Annotated in this window: 19 protein-coding genes and 1 pseudogene; 11 read left to right on the forward strand and 9 right to left on the reverse strand. The window is 67.2% G+C overall.

Going from position 1 to position 19785, the window contains the following annotated elements:
- The 7 genes from A9W95_RS15180 to A9W95_RS15210 form a co-directional block, all read left to right on the forward strand.
- Window positions 1–196: hypothetical protein (locus A9W95_RS15180; RefSeq protein ID WP_156746223.1), on the forward strand; the 196-nt coding region annotated here is incomplete at its 5' end.
- Window positions 193–3861 (forward strand): murein biosynthesis integral membrane protein MurJ, encoded by a 3669-nt coding sequence (gene murJ / locus A9W95_RS15185; protein ID WP_082983116.1) that lies wholly within the window; start codon window positions 193–195, stop codon window positions 3859–3861. The genes A9W95_RS15180 and murJ, both read left to right, overlap by 4 nt.
- Before the next feature lie 54 nt (window positions 3862–3915).
- Window positions 3916–4467, forward strand: coding sequence for an RNA polymerase sigma factor SigM (gene sigM / locus A9W95_RS15190; protein ID WP_172826627.1), 552 nt, complete (start codon window positions 3916–3918; stop codon window positions 4465–4467).
- 15 nt (window positions 4468–4482) lie between these two features.
- A complete protein-coding gene (locus A9W95_RS15195; protein ID WP_067414157.1) occupies window positions 4483–5208 on the forward strand; it encodes a hypothetical protein in 726 nt (241 codons plus the stop codon).
- A gap of 97 nt (window positions 5209–5305) precedes the next feature.
- The gene (gene trxB, locus A9W95_RS15200) at window positions 5306–6310 is read left to right on the forward strand and encodes a thioredoxin-disulfide reductase (RefSeq protein ID WP_067414159.1); all 1005 of its coding nucleotides are present in this window, start codon (window positions 5306–5308) and stop codon (window positions 6308–6310) included.
- Window positions 6307–6657: a thioredoxin gene (gene trxA / locus A9W95_RS15205; RefSeq protein WP_067414162.1), complete on the forward strand. Its 351-nt coding sequence runs from the start codon at window positions 6307–6309 to the stop codon at window positions 6655–6657. Before trxB ends, trxA begins: the two co-directional genes overlap by 4 nt.
- A gap of 130 nt (window positions 6658–6787) precedes the next feature.
- Entirely contained in the window at window positions 6788–8008 is a 1221-nt protein-coding gene (locus A9W95_RS15210; protein WP_067414165.1) for an N-acetylmuramoyl-L-alanine amidase, read from the forward strand.
- Here the strand turns inward: A9W95_RS15210 and A9W95_RS15215 are convergent.
- From A9W95_RS15215 to rpmH, 9 genes are all read right to left on the reverse strand, one after another.
- Entirely contained in the window at window positions 7995–8768 is a 774-nt protein-coding gene (locus A9W95_RS15215) for an acetyltransferase (protein WP_067414168.1), read from the reverse strand. The genes A9W95_RS15210 and A9W95_RS15215 overlap by 14 nt on opposite strands.
- A 366-nt stretch (window positions 8769–9134) precedes the next feature.
- Entirely contained in the window at window positions 9135–10130 is a 996-nt protein-coding gene (locus A9W95_RS15220) for a ParB/RepB/Spo0J family partition protein (RefSeq protein ID WP_067414171.1), read from the reverse strand.
- Entirely contained in the window at window positions 10127–11185 is a 1059-nt protein-coding gene (locus A9W95_RS15225) for a ParA family protein (protein ID WP_253851668.1), read from the reverse strand. Before A9W95_RS15225 ends, A9W95_RS15220 begins: the two co-directional genes overlap by 4 nt.
- Entirely contained in the window at window positions 11182–11874 is a 693-nt protein-coding gene (gene rsmG, locus A9W95_RS15230) for a 16S rRNA (guanine(527)-N(7))-methyltransferase RsmG (RefSeq protein ID WP_067414193.1), read from the reverse strand. The genes A9W95_RS15225 and rsmG overlap by 4 nt, the downstream gene beginning before the upstream one ends.
- A gap of 69 nt (window positions 11875–11943) precedes the next feature.
- The gene (locus tag A9W95_RS15235) at window positions 11944–12510 is read right to left on the reverse strand and encodes a R3H domain-containing nucleic acid-binding protein (protein ID WP_067414174.1); all 567 of its coding nucleotides are present in this window, start codon (window positions 12508–12510) and stop codon (window positions 11944–11946) included.
- Between the two features lie 66 nt (window positions 12511–12576).
- A complete protein-coding gene (gene yidC, locus A9W95_RS15240) occupies window positions 12577–13644 on the reverse strand; it encodes a membrane protein insertase YidC (protein ID WP_067414196.1) in 1068 nt (355 codons plus the stop codon).
- A 43-nt stretch (window positions 13645–13687) separates the two neighbouring features.
- Entirely contained in the window at window positions 13688–13948 is a 261-nt protein-coding gene (gene yidD, locus A9W95_RS15245) for a membrane protein insertion efficiency factor YidD (protein ID WP_216638172.1), read from the reverse strand.
- Between the two features lie 50 nt (window positions 13949–13998).
- A complete protein-coding gene (gene rnpA / locus A9W95_RS15250) occupies window positions 13999–14361 on the reverse strand; it encodes a ribonuclease P protein component (protein ID WP_067414179.1) in 363 nt (120 codons plus the stop codon).
- Between the two features lie 21 nt (window positions 14362–14382).
- Window positions 14383–14526 (reverse strand): 50S ribosomal protein L34, encoded by a 144-nt coding sequence (rpmH, locus tag A9W95_RS26350; protein WP_003874369.1) that lies wholly within the window; start codon window positions 14524–14526, stop codon window positions 14383–14385.
- Between the two features lie 531 nt (window positions 14527–15057).
- On the opposite strand from rpmH, the gene dnaA reads away from it, so the two are divergent.
- The 4 genes and pseudogenes from dnaA to A9W95_RS26355 form a co-directional block, all read left to right on the forward strand.
- Window positions 15058–16626: a chromosomal replication initiator protein DnaA gene (gene dnaA, locus A9W95_RS15255; protein ID WP_067414198.1), complete on the forward strand. Its 1569-nt coding sequence runs from the start codon at window positions 15058–15060 to the stop codon at window positions 16624–16626.
- A gap of 517 nt (window positions 16627–17143) precedes the next feature.
- A complete protein-coding gene (gene dnaN / locus A9W95_RS15260) occupies window positions 17144–18340 on the forward strand; it encodes a DNA polymerase III subunit beta (protein WP_067414182.1) in 1197 nt (398 codons plus the stop codon).
- A gap of 20 nt (window positions 18341–18360) precedes the next feature.
- Window positions 18361–19521, forward strand: coding sequence for a DNA replication/repair protein RecF (recF, locus tag A9W95_RS15265; RefSeq protein WP_067414184.1), 1161 nt, complete (start codon window positions 18361–18363; stop codon window positions 19519–19521).
- A 65-nt stretch (window positions 19522–19586) separates the two neighbouring features.
- A pseudogene (locus tag A9W95_RS26355) lies at window positions 19587–19785 on the forward strand (hypothetical protein); the annotation flags it as partial.

The raw sequence follows: 19785 nt of genomic DNA on the forward strand, positions 1-19785 counted from the left end.
GCACTCCAACGCCTACGGCAAGGTACTGTTCGCGATCACGCTCACTGCCGCGGCCGTGCTGGTCACCCTCGCCGGGCGACGGCTGTGGCACCGGTTCCGCGGCCAGCCCGACCCGGCCGACCTGGACCGTCCCGACCCGCACGACGCCATCCCCTATGAACTAGATCGTCGGGTCGACGAAGAGCAAAACGTATGAACCACGCACCCCGGCGGGTGCAGCCTCAGCGCATACCAGCACCGCAGCGGCCGCCGTTGTCGCAGCCGCGCGCCCCGGTGCCGGCCCCGGGTCTGCCGCCGCGGCCCGGCTGGACACCGCAACAACGCCCGACGGCCGCCCAGCAGCGCGAACGGCGCCCGGAGCTCAGCGACGCCGCGCTGGTGTCGCGCTCGTGGGGCATGGCGTTCGCAACCCTGATCAGCCGGCTGACCGGCTTCGCGCGCATCGTGCTGCTGGCCGCGATCCTGGGCGCGGCGCTGTCCAGCTCCTTCTCGGTGGCCAACCAGCTGCCCAACCTGATCGCCGCGCTGGTGCTCGAAGCCACCTTCACCGCAATCTTCGTGCCGGTGCTCACCCGCGCCGAGCAGGACGACCCCGACCGCGGCGCGGCGTTTGTGCGCCGCCTGGTCACCCTGGCCACCGCCCTGCTGCTGGTCGCCACCGCGCTGTCGGTGGTGGCCGCGCCGCTGCTGGTGCGGCTGATGCTGGGCCGCACCCCGCAGGTCAACGAGCCGCTGACCACCGCATTCGCCTACCTGTTGCTGCCGCAGGTGCTGGCCTACGGCCTGTCCTCGGTGTTCATGGCAATCCTCAACACCCGCAACGTGTTCGGGCCGCCCGCCTGGGCGCCGGTGCTCAACAACATCGTCGCCATCGCGACGCTTGGGGTGTACCTGGCCGTCCCGGGCGAACTGTCGGTCAACCCGGTCGAGATGGGCAACACCAAGCTGCTGGTGCTCGGCATCGGCACCACTTTGGGCGTGTTCGCCCAGACCGGTGTGCTGCTCGTGGCACTGGGCCGGCAGCGGATCAGCCTGCGCCCGCTGTGGGGCATCGACGACCGGCTCAAACGGTTCGGCGCGATGGCCGCCGCGATGGTGCTCTACGTGCTGATCAGCCAGCTCGGGCTGGTGGTCGGCAACCAGATCGCCAGCACCGCGGCGGCGTCGGGTCCGGCGATCTACAACTACACCTGGCTGGTGTTGATGCTGCCGTTCGGCATGATCGGCGTCACGGTGCTGACGGTGGTGATGCCGCGGCTGAGCCGCAATGCCGCCGCCGACGACATCCCGGCCGTGCTCGCCGACCTGTCGCTGGCCACCCGGCTGACCATGATCACGCTCATCCCGACGGTGGCGTTCATGACCGTCGCCGGGCCGGCGATCGGGTCGGCGCTGTTCGCCTACGGCCACTTCGGCGACGTCGACGCCGGCTATCTGGGCGCGGCGATCGCGTTGTCGGCGTTCACGCTGATCCCGTATGCGCTGGTGCTGCTGCAGCTGCGCGTGTTCTACGCCCGCGAACTCCCGTGGACACCGATCGTCATCATCATCGTGATCACCAGCGTCAAGATCGTCGGCTCGGTGCTGGCCCCCCGCCTGACCACCAACCGGGACCTGGTCGCCGGGTATCTGGGCCTGGCCAACGGGCTCGGGTTTTTGGCCGGCGCGATCATCGGTTACCACCTGCTGCGGCGCACCCTCAAGCCGCACGGCGGGCAGCTGGTCGGCGTCCGGGAAGTACGGACCGTCCTGGTCACGGTGTCCGCATCGCTGCTCGCCGGGCTGATCGCGCACGTGGCCGACCGGCTACTCGGATTGGGGCAGCTGACCAGCCACGCCGGCGGCATGGGTTCGCTGCTGCGGTTGCTGGTGCTGGCGGTGATCATGGCGCCGATCCTGGCCGCGGTGATGGTCGGCGCGCGGGTGCCCGAAGCGCAAGCGGCGTGGGATGTCGTCACGCGCCGATTCGGGGGCCGCATCCAGCAACCGGCGGCCCGCAAGGTCGCTGTGCCGGACCAATCGTCTCGGGCCCGCCCCGTCACGTACCCTGAGCAGAGGCATTCGTCCCTGCCGGGGGAACGTGCGGTCCTGGAGCCGATCCGGCGCAGACCTCCGGTAAGCAATGCCGAGACAGGGAAAGGACCGGAGGTGAGCGAGCGCCCATCGGATAGCGCCTCATCGAATGCTGGGTCAGGCACCGAGGTGTCGCGGCCGGTCGCCGACGACTTCCAGCCCGACATTCCGGCCGACCTGGACTCCGGCGCCGCGGCGGCGTCTCGCCCGGCCGACCAGCTCAACGGCGACCTGACACCCGACCCGCGCGGGCCGCTGCCCTTCGACGCACCCCGCGAGCGCGGCCCGGAACCGTCGGTGCCGCAGGACGACGTCAACCTGGTGCCCGGAGCCCGCATCGCCAACGGCCGCTACCGGCTGCTGATCTCCCACGGCGGCACCCAGCATCTGCAGTTCTGGCAGGCGCTGGACACCGCGCTGGACCGGCAGGTCGCGCTGACCTTCGTCGACCCGGACAAGAGACTGCCCGACGACGTGGTGCAGGAGATCCTGTCCCGCACGCTGCGGCTCAGCCGCATCGACAAGCCGGGCATCGCCCGGGTGCTCGACGTGGTGCACACCCGGGCCGGCGGGCTGATCGTGGCGGAGTGGATCCGCGGCGGCTCGCTGCAGGAAGTAGCCGACACCTCCCCCTCACCCGTCGGCGCCATCCGCGCGATGCAGTCGCTGGCCGCGGCCGCCGACGCCGCGCACCGCGCCGGAGTCGCGCTGTCGATCGACCACCCGAGCCGGGTGCGGGTGAGCATCGAAGGCGACGTGGTGTTGGCCTACCCGGCCACCATGCCCGACGCCAACCCGCAAGACGACATCCGCGGCATCGGCGCCTCGCTGTACGCGTTGTTGGTCAACCGGTGGCCGCTGCCGGAAACCGGGGTCCGCAGCGGCTTGGCGCCCGCTGAGCGCGACGCCTCGGGCAACCCGGTCGAGCCCACCGTCGTCGACCGGGACATCCCGTTCCAGATTTCCGCGGTCGCCGTCCGCTCGGTCCAGGAGGACGGCGGAATCCGCAGCGCCTCAACGCTTTTGAACCTGCTGCAGCAGGCGACCGCGGTAGCCGACCGCACCGAGGTGCTCGGTCCCATCGAGGATTTGAAGGCGCCGATCTCCCCGCGCCGCTCGTCAGGCCGAGACGAGGACGTCCGGTCCCGCCGGCGGCGCAACCTGCTGATCGGACTCGGGGCGGGCGGGGCCATCCTGTTGGTCGCCCTGCTGGTGATGGCGTCGGTGCTCAGCCGCATCTTCGGCGATGTCGGCGGCAGCCTCAACAAAGACGAGCTGGGCCTCAACGCGCCGGGTTCGTCTACCTCGGGTGCCCCCGCCAGCGCCGCGCCGGCCGGCACCGTCGTCAAACCAACCAAGGCCACCGTCTTCTCCCCCGACGGCGACGCTGACAACCCCGGGCAGGCCGGACAAGCCATCGACGGTGACCCCAGCACGTCGTGGCAGACCGACACCTACACCGACAACGCGCCGTTCCCCGGCTTCAAGAGCGGGGTCGGGCTGATGCTGCAGCTGCCCAAGCCGACCGTGGTCGGCACCGTCACCATCGACATCTCCAGCACCGGCACCAAGGTGGAAATCCGCTCGTCGCAGAGCCCCAACCCGTCGAAGCTGGACGACACCACGGTCCTCACCCCGGCCACAGTGCTCAAGCCCGGCCACAACACCATCGCGGTCAAGACCTCCTCGACCACGTCGAACCTGCTGGTGTGGATCTCCACCCTGGGCCAGACCGACGGCAAGAGCCGCGCCGACATCTCCGAAATCACGGTGCAAGCCGCGTCCTGACAGCCCCGCCGGAAGTGAAGTGCCGGGTCTTCAGCGATTGGATACTGTCCGCCCGTGAGGTTGGCGGGTGAGGATCGCAGCGACGCCGAACTGCTCGCCGCCCACGTCGCCGGTGACCGCTACGCCTTCGACCAGCTGTTCCTGCGCCACCACCGTCAGCTGTACCGCCTGGCCCGGTTGACCACCCGCACCCCCGAGGACGCCGACGACGCGCTGCAAGACGCCATGCTGTCCGCGCATCGCGGCGCCGGTGCGTTCCGCCATGACGCCGCGGTGAGCAGCTGGCTGCACCGCATTGTGCTCAACGCCTGCCTGGACCGGCTGCGGCGGGCCCAGGCGCGCCCGACCGCCCCGCTCGAAGACGTGTATCCCGTCGCCGACCAGACCGGCCGGGTGGAGACGACGATCCTGGTGCAACGCGCGCTGCTGCGGCTGCCCGTCGAGCAGCGCGCCGCCGTCGTCGCCGTCGACATGCAGGGCTATTCGATCGCCGACACCGCCGCACTGCTTGGCGTGCCTGAGGGCACCGTCAAGAGCCGCTGCGCCCGCGCCCGGGCGCGGCTGGCGCAGTTACTGGGCTACCTGAACACCGCCGCCCCCGCATGACCGACACTGGGGCGGATGAGTGCCGCCGAGAATGATCCGCCGCTGACGGTTGAGCTGCTGGCCGACCTGCAAGCGGGACTGCTCGACGACGACACCGCCGCGCGCGTGCGCAACCGGGTCCGCACCGACCCCGAGGCCCAGCGCATGCTGCTGGGCCTGCAGCAGGTGCGCCATGACGTCGCCGCCGTCGGCGCCGACCCCGACTCGGCGCCCGAGGTACCCGCCGCCGTCACCGACAAGGTGTCCGCGGCCCTGCGGTCGGCTCCCTCGACGACGGGGGCCGCGCACGCCGCCCGCCCGCCGCTGCGCCCGGCCCGCATCGCCGCCGGCATCGCCGGACTGGTGGCGGTGGCCGTCGCGATCTGGGTCGGCACCACCGCCTTGCTGCGGGAACCGCCGCCGGCCCCGAGCGCCCCGACGACCGCCCAACACATCACCGTGTCGACCCCGCCGGCCACCATTCCGCTCTCCGCGGCCGAGATCCGCGACCTGCTCAACCAGCCTCCCGACTATGGCCCGCTCACCACCGCCGGCATGCGCGCGTCCTGCCTGGGCGGCCTGGGCTACCCCACCTCGGTCCAGGTGCTGGGCGCGCGGCAGATCGAGATCAACGCCCGCCCGTTGGTGCTGCTGGTGGTGCCCGGCGATACGCCCGACAGCCTGGCCGCATTCGCCGTCGCGCTCAATTGCAGCGCCGCCGACACCGGCTTGCTCGCGAGCACCGTCGTTCCCCGCGGGTGAGGGGTATGTCAGTGTGGTGCAACACGCAGGGGAACACCCGCGCCTACGCTGGCGTTCCAAGCGATTGGAAAACTATTTCCGAACTCGAAAGGCTCGCATGACCGCTGCCTCCCCCACCCCAGACTCCGTGCACGACGTCATCATCATTGGTTCCGGTCCGGCCGGCTACACCGCAGCGCTCTACACCGCCCGCGCCCAGCTGTCCCCGCTGGTGTTCGAAGGCACCGCGTTCGGGGGAGCGCTGATGACCACCACCGAGGTGGAGAACTTCCCCGGCTTCCGCGACGGCATCACCGGTCCGGAGTTGATGGACCAGATGCGCGAGCAGGCGCTGCGCTTCGGCGCCGACCTGCGCATGGAAGACGTCGAATCGGTGTCCCTCGACGGGCCGATCAAGACCGTCGTGACCGCCGACGGTGAAACCCACCACGCGCGTGCCGTCATCCTGGCCATGGGCGCCGCCGCCCGTTACCTCGGTGTGCCCGGCGAACAGGAACTGCTCGGCCGCGGCGTGAGCTCGTGTGCCACCTGTGACGGGTTCTTCTTCCGCGACCAGGACATCGCCGTCATCGGCGGCGGCGACTCCGCGATGGAGGAAGCCACCTTCCTCACCCGGTTCGCCCGCAGTGTGACCATCGTGCACCGCCGCGAGGACTTCCGGGCTTCGAAGATCATGCTGGAACGCGCCCGCAACAACGACAAGATCACCATCCTGACCAACAAGGCCGTCCTCGGCGTCGACGGCGAGACGACCGTCACCGGGCTGCGGATCCGCGACAACGTCACCGGCGAAGAAACCACCTTGCCGGTCACCGGCGTCTTCGTCGCCATCGGGCACGAGCCGCGTTCTGCGCTGGTGCGCGACGCCATCGACCTCGACCCGGAGGGCTACGTACTGGTGCAGGGCCGGACCACCAGCACCTCGGTGGAGGGCGTCTTTGCCGCCGGCGACCTGGTGGACCGCAGCTACCGGCAGGCCATCACCGCCGCGGGCAGCGGCTGTGCTGCGGCCATCGACGCTGAGCGCTGGCTCACTGAGCACGAACACGCTGACAGTGCCGAGCTGACTGACAGTACCGATCTGATTGGAGCAAGGCGATGAGCGAATCGAAGTCCGGCGCCACCATCGAAGTTTCCGACGCGTCCTTCGCCACGGACGTGTTGTCCAGCAACAAGCCTGTCCTGGTTGACTTTTGGGCTACCTGGTGCGGACCGTGCAAGATGGTGGCGCCCGTGTTGGAGGAGATCGCCGCCGAGCGCGGCGAGGCGCTGACCGTCGCCAAGCTCGACGTCGACGCCAACCCCGAAACCGCGCGCGACTTCCAGGTCGTCTCGATCCCCACCATGATCCTGTTCAAAGAGGGCCAGCCGGTGAAACGGATCGTCGGCGCCAAGGGTAAGGCGGCGTTATTGCGCGAGCTCTCCGACGCCGTTCCCAACCTCAGCTGACCCCGGCGAAATCGACGAATCAGGCGCGCGGTTGGCCTGGGGTTTTCCGGATATCTGTGAAGATCTGCGACAATAGCCGTTGGCTGCCGCGCATTAGCAGCTTGTCAAATAGTCCCGGAGGGCCCTTGGTATGCCGAGTCCGCGCCGCGAAGACGGCGACACGCTGCGCTGTGGAGACCGCGGCGCCACAGTCGCCGAGATCCGAGCGACGCTCGCCGGACTGGGGATGCTGGACCATCCCGACGAAGACCTGATCACCGGCCAGCGCGTCGCAGTCGAGGTATTCGACGAGGAACTCGACCACGCGGTGCGGGCCTTCCAGCAGTATCGCGGACTACTCGTCGACGGCATCGTCGGCGAAGCCACTTACCGTGCCCTGAAAGAAGCCTCCTACCGGCTGGGCGCCCGCACGCTGTATCACCAGTTCGGCGCCCCGCTTTACGGAGACGATGTCGCCACGCTGCAGGCCCGGTTGCAAGACCTCGGGTTTTACACCGGCCTGGTGGACGGCTACTTCGGATTGCAAACCCACAACGCGTTGATGTCCTATCAGCGCGAGTACGGGCTGTCCGCCGACGGCATCTGCGGCCCAGAGACGTTGCGCTCCTTGTACTTTCTGAGTTCGCGGGTCACCGGCGGATCACCGCATGCGCTGCGCGAAGAGGAGTTGGTGCGCAGATCCGGGCCCAAGTTGTCGGGCAAGCGAATCATCATCGACCCGGGCCGCGGCGGGTCGGACCACGGGCTGATCACCCAGGGCCCCGCCGGCCCCATCAGCGAAGCAGACATCTTGTGGGACTTGGGCAGTCGGCTCGAAGGCCGGATGACCGCTATCGGCATGGAGACCTTCCTGTCCCGGCCCACCAACCGCAGCCCGTCGGATGCCGAGCGCGCCGCGACCGCCAATGCGGTGGGCGCCGACTTGATGATCAGCTTGCGCTGCGAAACCCAGACCAGCCCATCGGCCAACGGTGTGGCGTCCTTCCACTTCGGCAACTCGCACGGCTCGGTGTCCACCATCGGCCGCAACCTGGCCGACTTCATTCAGCGAGAAGTAGTGGCACGCACCGGCTTACGCGATTGCCGCGTGCACGGACGCACCTGGGATCTGTTGCGCCTGACCCGCATGCCGACCGTTCAGGTCGACGTCGGTTACATCACCAACCCCGGTGACCGCGGGATGCTGGTTGCCGCCGAAACCCGCGACGCCATCGCGGAAGGAATTCTGGCCGCGGTCAAGCGGCTCTACCTGCTCGGCAAAAACGACCGCCCCACAGGCACTTTCACCTTCGCCGAACTGCTGGCCCACGAACTGGCCGTGGAACGCGCCAGCCGACTCAGCGGTTCTTGATCGTCGGAATCCCCAAAGCCGGGGATTGCGAAGCACTCCCAGCAGTCGAACCCGCGCCCACCGGCTGCTGCAGCTGAGACGTCTCCAGTAGCCGCTCCAACGCGGCTTCCACTTCGGCCTTCCACCCCAAGCCCTTGTCCAATTCCAAGCGCAGCCTGGGGAAATACGTGTGTGGGGCCACCACCACGAAGCCTGCGTCGAGAAGGAAGTCGGCGGCGATGATGCAGCGTTCGACCGTACAGTCACACAGCGATTCGAGGACGGGCCGAACATCAGGGTCGGCCAGCGCGGGCTGTTGCAGTTCGGCGGCCGCCGGGGTGCGGCCGAAAGCTTCCAACGCGCGCACACCGCGGCGCACCAGCTCGTCGATCACGCGGGCGATCAAACTGTGGGGTAGGTCGTCGGAAGCTTGCCCGGGCTCGATGCCCATCGACGTCAGCAGCACCGCGTCCGGTGACACCGGCGCGGTCGGAAAGCGATGGGCGCGGGGCACCGCTCCCGGCGGGGCGTAGAGCACGTATCCCAGACACGGCGGTTCGGCGTTGCTGCGCTCATCCGGGATCGCGGTCGCGACCTGCCCGCACGATCCCCACTCCAACATGACCATCGACAGCCAGGCTTCTTTTTCGAATTCCGGGTCGGCCAGGTGGTCGTCTTTACCGAGCGTCGCGGGATCCACTTCCCAGAACACGCACCGGCGCGCATGCTTCGGTAGCTGCTCGAAGGCCTCGAGCCGCAGCGCTGTGATCCGAGCCGACACTAGTCTCCTAGCCTCCCTGCGGTACCGAAGCCCCCGACCGCGCTCCGCCGCGGGCCGGCGCCACACCCACATCCCTACCCGGCGATGCGACGGCTCCGGATTTTCCGGACCGGTGTGCACCGGCAACCCATCCAGGATAGGAGAGTCGGCCGCATCGGGGCCAGTGTTGGCCCGACCACACGAACGGTGGGCCAGCGGGCTCGCGTCACCGCGCCGGCACCACCCGGACTCGCCGGTCGCTCCAGCCGAACAGCGAAATGTCGTGCGGCACAGCACGTCTCCGAGGAAATGCGGGTCGTCGCGGTGTCGCTTCGACTGCGAAACTCGCCGCAGTGTCACAGTGACGTAATTACCTGGTATGGCGGCTCACGCCTTGTCCGTGGTCATCAAGTCGACGATGCGCTGTAAGTCGTCGACCGACCCGAACTCCACCACGATCTTGCCCTTGCGTTTGCCGAGGCTGACCGAAACGCGGGTGTCGTAAGCGTTCGAGAGCCGCTCAGCAACGTCTTGCAAGCCCGGCATCTGAATCGGCTTGCGGCGGGGCGGCGTGGGCTTGGCGCCGTCACCGCGGTTGGCCAAGGTGACCGCCTCTTCGGTGGCCCGCACTGAGAGACCCTCAGCCACGATGCGGCTTGCCAACTCCTCCTGCGCATCCGGGCCCGCCTCCAACGACAGCAGCGCCCGCGCGTGGCCGGCGGAGAGGACACCGGCAGCCACTCGGCGCTGCACGGGAATGGGCAGCTTCAACAGCCGGATCATGTTGGTGATCAACGGGCGCGAACGTCCGATGCGCGACGCGAGTTCGTCATGGGTGACGTCAAATTCGTCCAGCAGCTGTTGGTAGGCGGCGGCCTCTTCCAACGGATTCAGCTGCACGCGGTGGATGTTTTCCAGCAGTGCGTCGCGCAGCAGATTGTCGTCGCCGGTTTCGCGGACGATGGCCGGGATGGTCGCCAGCCCCGCCTCTTGGGCGGCTCGCCAACGCCGCTCCCCCATCACGATCTGATAGCGCGCGCCGCTTGAGCTTGCTGCGCTGGCTCCATCAAGGGCCCGCACCACGATCGGCTGCAACAGACCGAACTCGCGGATGGAATGCACCAGCTCGGAGAGCGCCTCTTGGTCGAAGACCTGGCGCGGCTGGCGAGGGTTGGCTTCGATGGCCGACGGTGGGATCTCCCGGTACACCGCGCCCATGGCCGCGGCGTCCGGCAATGGTCCGCCGATGACGACGTCCGCGGCGGCCGAGCCCATGCGCGGGCCGAGTGTTGCCGGCCCGCTGTCGCCTTCGGCGGGTCCGGTGGGAATCAGCGATGCCAGGCCGCGGCCCAGGCCGCCCTTCCTACGCGACGGCGTCGTCATGCTCGTCCCCTCCCCGCTGGTGGTTGGTCCCGTTCGGTGAGTTCGCGGCTGGCGTCGAGGTAACTCATCGCCCCGCGCGAGCCGGGATCGTAATCGATGATGGTCATGCTGTAGCCCGGCGCTTCGGACACCTTGACGCTGCGCGGGATCACAGTGCGCAGCACCTTGCTGCCGAAGTAGCGGCGCACTTCTTCGGCGACCTGATCCGCGAGCTTGGTCCGCCCGTCGTACATGGTCAGGATCACCGTGGTGACGTCGAGTTGGGGATTGAGATGTGCCTTCACCATCTCGATGTTGCGCATCAGTTGTGACACGCCCTCCAGCGCGTAGTACTCGCACTGAATCGGGATCAGCACTTCGGGTGCCGCGACGAGCGCATTGATGGTGAGTAGTCCCAGAGAGGGCGGGCAGTCGACAAACACGTAGTCGAAGTCGAAGTTGTCCAGTTCGGCCAACGCCGTGCGTAACCGGTTCTCCCGCGCGACCATGCTGACCAACTCGATCTCGGCGCCGGCCAGATCAATGGTCGCCGGCACGCAGAACAGGCGGTCGCTGTGCGGGCTCCGGCGCAGCGCCTCGCGAAGTGGCACCTCGCCCAGGAGCACCTCGTACGACGACGGTGTACCGGATTGCCGGTCGGTGATGCCCAGTGCGGTGCTCGCGTTGCCCTGCGGGTCGAGGTCGATGACGAGGGTGCGAAGCCCTTGTACCGCCAGCGCCGCCGCGAGGTTGACAGCGGTCGTGGTCTTCCCGACCCCACCCTTCTGGTTCGCAATGGTGAAAACTCGCCGTTGGCGAGGCCGCGGCAGCGGTTCGTGCGTGGTGTGCAAGACGCGCATCGCGCGCTCCGCGGCCGCTCCGATTGGAGTGTCGAACTCGGTCGATGTTTCACGTGAAACATTCACCGTGAGATTGTGCGCTTCTCCGGTCTCGGACGCCAGTCCGGTCGCGGGCGTGGCGTCGCTCGGCGCAGTCGGGGTCGAACGCGCGGACGATGACGGCGTGCCCGTGCTGCGTCCGGCTGGTGACGGTGTGGCTAGCTCCACTGAACTCATACCCTTCCCTTGCCCGTTGCACGTCCCGACCTGGCCCGCGTCGGCTTGCCGCGCCGGGCCACGACCACGGTGGCCGGGGGACGTAAATAGTCGGCGCCACACGTCACCACCCTGACATCGACAGCCCCCACTGACTCCATCACAAGCCGGTGCTGCTCGACCTCATCCGGTGCCCGCTCCCCCTTGATCGCCAGCATTCGCCCGTCCTGTCGAAGCAGCGGCATGCTCCACCGAGTCAACCGATCCAGCGGAGCGACGGCCCGCGATACCGCCGCGTCCCGCTCGCCGACGTCATTGCGAATCGACCGCTCCTCAGCGCGCCCGCGCACGACACCCACCGCCAAGCCGAGTTCCGACGCCACCTCTTCCAGAAAGGAGCTACGCCGCAGCATCGGTTCCAATAACACGACGGCGAGGTCCGGCCTGGCGATGGCCAACGGTATGCCCGGCAAGCCCGCGCCGCTGCCGATGTCGACCACCCGCTCGCCGTCCGCCAGCAGATCCTTGATCGCCGCGGAATTCAACAGGTGCCGATCCCAAAGTCGATCGACCTCACGAGGACCAAGGAGACCGCGCTCTACCCCTGGCCCGGCCAGGATCTCCGCGTAACGCTGCGCGACCGGCAGCCGAGAACCGAACACCGCGAGCGCGGCTTCTTCATCGGGCGGGTCATGTTTCACGTGAAACATTCCTCCGTCCGGCACCACCTAGCGCTAACTACATGCCTGTAACTTGCTTGGTCACAACCGCGTCACGACTCAGTCACGCAAGACAACGACGCGGCGCGACGGCTCCGCGCCCTCGCTCTCGCTGTGCACGCCCGGCACGGCCGCGACCGCGTCGTGCACGATTTTCCGCTCGAACGGCGTCATCGGGGAAAGCTCCTCGCGGTCACCGGTCTCGGCCACCCGTCGCGCCACCTTGGTGCCGAGCGCAGCGAGCTCCTCGCGGCGCCGGCGCCGCCAGCTCGCGATGTCGAGCATCAACCGGCTGCGCACACCGGTCTTCTGATGCACCGCCAACCGGGTCAGCTCCTGCAGCGCGTCGAGTACCTCGCCACCCCGGCCCACCAACTTGTTCAGATCGTCGCTGCCGTCGATGCTCACCACCGCACGGTTGCCTTCGACGTCCAAGTCGATGTCGCCGTCGAAGTCCAGTAGGTCCAACAGCTCCTCGAGGTAGTCGCCGGCGATCTCGCCCTCGGCGACCAACCGCTCCTCGAGATCGTCGCCCTGCTCGGTCGCTTCGGGCGCGGCGTCCTCGGCGTCTACGACGTCGGTCTCTACGGCCTCGGCGTCCAGTTCGGTGGTATCGGCTTCAGTCATGACTTTCTCTCCCCTCGTTCGCGGGTCGGTCTTCGGCGGTCTCGTGCACCGCCGTGCGGTTGCGCGTCAGCGTTTGCGTTTTTTCGGCCGTGCCCCGGGCCGCGGTGTGCGGTTGGCCGCACCGGAATTTCGGCTCGTGGGGCTGGCTTTCGTCGGTGGCGTCTTGGCCTGCTTGATGTCTGCGCCGTCGCCGTCGGATTCGGACTCGACAACGTCGTCCGCCACCTCGTCACTGTCGCCTGGCGAGCCGTTCGTACTGACCGCCGGAGTCTTCGTGCTGCGCTTGGGCTTGGCGCCCGGTGCCGGCGCGTTGGCCGCCCGGCGCGCGATGGCCTCCTGCTTTTTGGCCTCTTCTTCCTTCTCGATCCGGCCGAACACATAGTGCTGCTGGCCGAACGTCCAGATGTTGTTGGAGAACCAGTACAAGATGATCGCCAGCGGAAGGAACGGCCCACCGACCACCACCCCGAGCGGAAAGACGTAGAGCGCGAGCTTGTTCATCATCGCCGTCTGCGGGTTGGCCGCGGCCTCCGCACTCTGCCGGGCGATCGAGGCGCGGCTGTTGAAGTACGTCGCGATGCCGGCCAGGACCATCACCGGCACACCCACCAAGATCACCGCCGGCCGACTGAAATCGATGAACGCGTCGAGTCCGCCGCGCTGTGTCATCGATGCGCCGATCGGGGCGCCGAACAAGTTGGCGTCCAGGAAGTGTCCGACGTCGGTGGGCGTGAAGACGTAGTTTCCCGTGAGCCGGTTCTGCACGACCGACATCTGCGGTTGCCCGAATCCACCCGTCGTCCGGTTGAACGAACGCAGTACGTGGTAGAGCCCAAGGAACACCGGGATCTGCGCGAGCATCGGCAAGCACCCCAGGATCGGGTTGAACCCGTGCTCGCGTTGCAGCTTCTGCATCTCCAGCGCCATGCGTTGCCGGTCCTTGCCGTACTTCTTCTGCAGCGCCTTGATTTGCGGTTGCAACTCCTGCATCTGCCGCGTGGTCCGGATCTGGCGCACGAACGGCTTGTACAGCAGCGCCCGCAAAGTGAAGACCAGGAACATCACCGACAGCGCCCAGGCGAAGAAATTCGACGGCCCCAGCACGAAGGCGAACGCCTTGTACCAGAGCCACATGATCCAGGAGACCGGGTAGTAGACGAAGTCGAGGCTGAAAAAATCAAACAAAGGACTTACTCTCCCCTCGCATCGCCGGGGCCCGCCCGGCGGCGTCGTCGAAGTCGGCCCGACCCCTCGGGCTCTCGGTCAAGCGTTCGGGTATCGGGTCCCATCCTCCCCGATGCCACGGTCCGCACTTGGCCAGCCGGACCACAGCCAGCCAACCGCCACGGAGGACGCCGTACTCGCTCAACGCGTCGACGGCGTACTGGCTACAGGTGGGAACGAAGCGGCACGAGGCCGGCCGCAGCGGCGACACCATATGCCGGTAAAGCTGAATCAGATAAATCAGCGCACGGGCCGCCGACCGACTCACCGTTGCTTACCTAACCGTTCCGACGCGCGGCGCAGCCCGCTGCGAAGCTGCTGCTCCAACCGGGCCGACGACACAGCCCGACTGCTAGGCAGCGCGCGGATGACCACCCGGTCCTGGGGCTGCAGCTCCTCGACCATGGTGCGAGCGACATGGCGCAGCCGCCGCGCGACCCGGTGCCGATCGACCGCGGAGCCCACCGGCTTGGCAATGATCAATCCCACCCGCGGCCCACTTCCGTCGTCGTGTTCATCGGCCCGGCGGATATGGACGACAATGTCGGGTTGCGCCGTGCGCACCCCATATTTCACCGTCGTGTCGAACTCGGTTGACCGCCTCATGCGGTTGCGAGCGGACAACACCGCTGCGGGACCGGCCAGCGATCAGGCAGATAAAGCGCGACGACCCTTACGGCGCCGGCCCGACACAATGGCCCGCCCGGCGCGGGTGCGCATGCGCAACCGGAAGCCATGGACGCGGGCTCGGCGCCGGTTGTTCGGCTGGAAGGTCCGCTTGCCCTTGGCCACGGCTTTCTCCTCGGTCTATCTGGCATAACCCATCCGGCCGAACGGTAACTCGTCGATCGGAGGTGTATCGCAGCTGGCCGGCGCGGTCCCTGCATACTGCATTACAGGTCGCAGCCGCATCGCCTACTTTCGGGCGACTGTTTGAGGGTACTGACCAGGCTTGCCCTGGTCAAACCTCGTCTGCCACATAGACTCCCGGGACGACTCGCCGCGCTCACCAAAGATACCCACGCGAATACGACAGAACGGTTGGCAGCCGCACCGAAAACTGTTAGCTTCGGGCGGTGAAGTTTTGAGGCCGGGCAGGCCTTGAAGCGATGGGCGACAACGAAGCGAAGATGGCGGATCAACTAGCTGCCAGACAACCCAACAGGTTGTCTTCAGCCCGGAGATCGCGAGCCGTTGCCAAGTAGGCTACGGCACGTCATCGACCGTCCTTCCACACCTGTGGATAACTATGTGGACAAACTCTTGCCGCCAGCAACGGTTGTACCTCGACCCGGAATGAGCGAGAACCAGGGAGATGCGTCGTTGACCGATGATCCCGGTTCCGGATTCGCGACGGTGTGGCGGGCGGTCGTCTCTGAACTCAACGGAGAACCACATCCCGACGGAAGCTCCGGCAGCGGCATCGCGCTGGCCGCGCCGCTGACCCCGCAGCAAAGGGCATGGCTGAACTTGGTGCAGCCGCTCACCATCGTCGAAGGGTTTGCTCTGCTGTCGGTGCCGAGCAGTTTCGTGCAGAACGAAATCGAACGCCATCTGCGCAGCCAGATCACCGACGCCCTGAGCCGCCGCCTGGGCCAACAAATCCAACTCGGTGTTCGCATCGCTCCGCCGGCCGCCGACGACATCGACGAGAACGCTTTCTCCCAAGCCGAATCCTTTTCGCCGGCCGAGGCCTTCACGCCGTCGGACGCGTTCGCGGCGAAACCCGACGTGGTGCGCCGTCCCGAGTATTCGGACAGCTCCGACCTCGAGGAGAACGGCGACACCGCCGGCGGCCAGAGCTGGCCCACATATTTCACCGAACGTCCGCATACCAACGACAGCGCCGCGGCGGCCGGTGGCACCAGCCTCAACCGCCGCTACACCTTCGACACGTTTGTCATCGGCGCCTCCAACCGCTTCGCCCACGCCGCCACCCTGGCCATTGCCGAGGCTCCGGCGCGGGCCTACAACCCCCTGTTCATCTGGGGCGAGTCCGGCCTGGGCAAGACCCACCTGCTGCACGCGGCCGGGAACTACGCGCAGCGGCTCTTCCCCGGGATGCGAGTCAAGTACGTCTCCACCGAGGAATTCACCAACGACTTCATCAACTCACTGCGCGATGACCGCAAGGTCGCCTTCAAGCGCAGCTACCGCGATGTCGACGTGCTGCTCGTCGATGACATTCAGTTCATCGAAGGCAAGGAAGGTATTCAGGAGGAGTTCTTCCACACCTTCAACACCCTGCACAACGCCAACAAGCAGATCGTCATCTCCTCCGACCGGCCGCCCAAACAACTCGCCACCCTCGAAGACCGGCTCCGGACTCGCTTCGAGTGGGGACTGATCACCGATGTGCAGCCGCCCGAGTTGGAAACCCGCATCGCCATCCTGCGCAAGAAAGCACAAATGGAGCGGCTGGCGGTGCCTGACGACGTCCTCGAGCTCATCGCCAGCAGCATCGAACGCAACATCCGCGAACTAGAGGGCGCGCTCATCCGGGTCACGGCGTTCGCGTCGCTGAACAAAACTCCCATTGATAAGGCGCTGGCCGAAATCGTGTTGCGCGATCTCATCGCCGACGCCAGCACCATGCAGATCAGCGCGGCCACCATCATGGCCGCCACCGCCGAGTACTTCGACACCACCGTCGAAGAGTTGCGCGGTCCCGGCAAGACTCGAGCGCTGGCTCAATCCCGCCAAATCGCAATGTATTTGTGCCGCGAGCTCACCGACCTGTCACTGCCCAAGATCGGCCAGGCGTTCGGCCGCGACCACACCACGGTGATGTACGCCCAACGGAAAATCTTGTCGGAGATGGCGGAGCGCCGCGAGGTCTTCGATCACGTCAAAGAGCTCACGACGCGGATCCGGCAGCGCTCCAAGCGCTGACACCGACACTTTTCTTGCAACTCGCTGCAAAAAACTTCTCTACCCTTCGTCACACCCGTCACAGCACGGCGGTGTGTGCAACCTGTGCACAACCCGGGCAAACTCCAGTGCAGCACTCCGGCGGCGGTGCACATCGGTGCTGCATCCCCAATGAGCCAACAGCGCCCGCACAACCGGCCAGCTTGTCATCCACAACCCCACTGGCCCCCGAGCAGCGGCAAGACCCAGCTGTCCCCAGATTGCACACCCGCTAATACTGTTATTGAGATCTATCCGTTATTTGTTCTTTGAAGAACACCGCTGGGGACTTCGCCTGCACAGGCACTCAGAAGACCTGCTCGGCCGGGGTTTGTCAGCCTGGCCGTTTAGCTTTCAAGTTGGCGCTCGAAGATCTACGGTTGTTGTTCGACTACCGTTGCGGTCGTCGTGGCGGGTGACCCGCCACCGGCGTCCATGGCGGTGAGCACTCGGGCCGGCGGGCAGCTGGCCGGGATATGAACTTAGGTGAAGGGACGCAATGGACGCGGCTACGACACGCAGTCTCACCGACTTGAAGTTTCGTCTGGTTCGGGAGTCCTTCGCCGAAGCGGTCTCGTGGGTCGCGCGGAATCTGCCCAGCCGGCCGGCGGTGCCAGTGCTGTCCGGTGTGCTGCTGACCGGCTCGGACGACGGCCTGACGATTTCCGGCTTCGACTACGAAGTGTCCGCCGAAGTCCAGGTGCCCGCTGAAGTGGCTTCTCCGGGAAGCGTTTTGGTATCCGGTCGACTGTTGTCCGACATCACCCGGGCGTTGCCGAACAAGCCGGTGGATTTCTACGTCGACGGAAACCGGGTCGCGCTCACCTGCGGTAGTGCCAGGTTCTCGTTGCCGACCATGGCGGTCGAGGATTACCCGACGTTGCCGACGCTGCCCGATGACACCGGGACGCTACCGGCGGATCTGTTCGCCGAGGCGATCGGCCAGGTCGCCATTGCCGCCGGCCGTGATGACACGCTGCCCATGTTGACCGGCATCCGAGTTGAAATCTCCGGAGACACCGTGGTTTTGGCCGCGACCGACCGGTTCCGGTTGGCGGTACGGGAACTCACCTGGTCGGCGTTGTCACCCGACATCGAGGCCTCCGTGCTGGTGCCGGCGAAGACCCTGGCCGAGGCCGCCAAGGCCGGACCCGATGGTTCGGAGGTGCGGTTATCCCTGGGCGCCGGCCAAGGCGTCGGGAAAGACGGGTTGCTGGGCATCAGCGGAAACGGCAAGCGCAGCACCACCCGCCTGCTCGATGCCGAATTCCCCAAATTCCGGCAACTGCTGCCGGCCGAGCACACCGCCGTGGCCACCATCAACGTGGCCGAGTTGACCGAGGCGATCAAGCTGGTCGCGTTGGTGGCCGACCGCGGCGCCCAGGTGCGCATGGAATTCAGCGACGGAATGCTGCGGTTGTCGGCCGGCGCCGACGACGTCGGGCGAGCCGAAGAGGATCTTCCGGTCGACTTCGCCGGTGAACCGCTGACCATCGCGTTCAACCCGACCTACCTGACCGATGGGCTGGGCTCGTTGCACTCCGAGCGAGTGTCGTTCGGTTTCACCACCCCGGGCAAGCCCGCGCTGCTGCGCCCGGCCGCGGCCGATGACGAGGTGCCTACCGGTAGTGGACCGTTTCCCGCGGTGCCGACGGACTATGTGTATCTGTTGATGCCCGTGCGGTTGCCGGGTTGATGATGCGGACGCCAGCGTAGGTGTACGTCCGGCATTTGGGACTGCGTGATTTTCGGTCCTGGGCCCACGCCGACCTCGAATTACCGCCGGGCCGGACGGTGTTCGTCGGGCGCAACGGCTTCGGGAAAACCAATCTCGTTGAAGCCCTGTGGTATTCGAGCACCCTGGGCTCACACCGGGTCGGCACCGATGCGCCGCTGATCCGGGCGGGCGCGGAGCGCGCCGTTATTTCGACGATTGTGGTCAACGAGGGCCGGGAACTAGCGGTGGATCTCGAGATCGCCGCGGGCCGGGCCAACAAGGCGCGACTGAACCGGTCACCGGTACGCAGTACCCGCGAGGTGGTGGGCGCGCTGCGCGCAGTGTTGTTCGCACCCGAAGACCTGGCGCTGGTGCGCGGCGATCCCGCCGACCGGCGGCGCTACCTCGATGATCTGGCCACGGTGCGCCGACCCGTGATCGCGGCGGTGCGCGCCGACTACGACAAGGTGTTGCGACAACGTACGGCTCTACTGAAGTCGTTGTCGGGGGCCAGATTTCGCGGTGATACCGGCGCGCTGGACACGTTGGACGTGTGGGACAGCCGGCTGGCCGGCCACGGTGCAGAACTGATGGCTGCCCGAATGACCTTGGTTAATCAGCTGGCACCAGAAGTGGAGAAGGCCTACCAGTTGTTGGCGCCGGAATCGCGGCCGGCGTCCATCGGCTACCGCGCCAGCATCGACGCACCAGCTACCGGTACCACCGCAGACGGTGACCGCGAATACTTGGAAGCAGCGCTGCTGGCCGCGCTGGCGGCGCGGCGCCCGGCCGAACTGGAGCGCGGGGTCTGTCTGGTCGGACCGCACCGCGACGACCTGGAACTGCGCCTGGGCGACCAGCCCGCCAAAGGCTTTGCCAGCCACGGAGAATCGTGGTCCATGGCCGTCGCGTTGCGGTTGGCTTCCTATGAATTGCTACGCGGCGATGGCAGCGAGCCGGTGCTGCTCCTCGACGACGTGTTCGCCGAACTCGACAATCGCCGCAGGCAGGCGCTGGCCACCGTGGCGCAATCCGCGGAGCAGGTGCTGGTCACCGCCGCGGTTCCGGAAGACATTCCCGACGGCTGGGACGCCCGACGGGTACAGATCGATCTACGTGACAGCGACAGTGGCCGGATATCTATGGTGGTGGACCCGTGACCGAGGACGACGAAGTCGACGCGCCCGACCAAGGTTGCGCCGCACCTCTAGCTGAGCTCCGAGGTATCGACCTGGTGCGGCGCACGCTCGACGAAGCGCGGGCCGCGGCGCGCGCCCGCGGGCAAGACGCCGGTCGTGGCCGGGCAGCTCCCCTGGCTCCGCGTCGGCTCGGCGGGCAGCGGCGCAGCTGGTCGGGTCCGGGTCCGGATCTGCGCGACCCTCAGCCGCTGGGCAGCGTTGCGCGCGACCTAGCAAAAAAGCGCG

The organism is Mycobacterium sp. 1423905.2 (genome assembly GCF_001673155.1).
In the GTDB taxonomy this organism is placed as follows: domain Bacteria; phylum Actinomycetota; class Actinomycetes; order Mycobacteriales; family Mycobacteriaceae; genus Mycobacterium.

Bases quoted from the DNA above. Each gene is read 5' to 3' on its own strand.
- murJ (WP_082983116.1), top strand. From the start codon at position 193: ATGAACCACGCACCCCGGCGGGTGCAGCCTCAGCGCATACCAGCACCG.
- A9W95_RS15195 (WP_067414157.1), top strand. From the start codon at position 4,483: ATGAGTGCCGCCGAGAATGATCCGCCGCTGACGGTTGAGCTGCTGGCC.
- trxB (WP_067414159.1), top strand. From the start codon at position 5,306: ATGACCGCTGCCTCCCCCACCCCAGACTCCGTGCACGACGTCATCATC.
- trxA (WP_067414162.1), top strand. From the start codon at position 6,307: ATGAGCGAATCGAAGTCCGGCGCCACCATCGAAGTTTCCGACGCGTCC.
- A9W95_RS15210 (WP_067414165.1), top strand. From the start codon at position 6,788: ATGCCGAGTCCGCGCCGCGAAGACGGCGACACGCTGCGCTGTGGAGAC.
- A9W95_RS15220 (WP_067414171.1), bottom strand. From the start codon at position 10,130: ATGACGACGCCGTCGCGTAGGAAGGGCGGCCTGGGCCGCGGCCTGGCA.
- A9W95_RS15225 (WP_253851668.1), bottom strand. From the start codon at position 11,185: ATGAGTTCAGTGGAGCTAGCCACACCGTCACCAGCCGGACGCAGCACG.
- rsmG (WP_067414193.1), bottom strand. From the start codon at position 11,874: ATGTTTCACGTGAAACATGACCCGCCCGATGAAGAAGCCGCGCTCGCG.
- A9W95_RS15235 (WP_067414174.1), bottom strand. From the start codon at position 12,510: ATGACTGAAGCCGATACCACCGAACTGGACGCCGAGGCCGTAGAGACC.
- yidC (WP_067414196.1), bottom strand. From the start codon at position 13,644: ATGTGGCTCTGGTACAAGGCGTTCGCCTTCGTGCTGGGGCCGTCGAAT.
- yidD (WP_216638172.1), bottom strand. From the start codon at position 13,948: ATGGTGTCGCCGCTGCGGCCGGCCTCGTGCCGCTTCGTTCCCACCTGT.
- dnaN (WP_067414182.1), top strand. From the start codon at position 17,144: ATGGACGCGGCTACGACACGCAGTCTCACCGACTTGAAGTTTCGTCTG.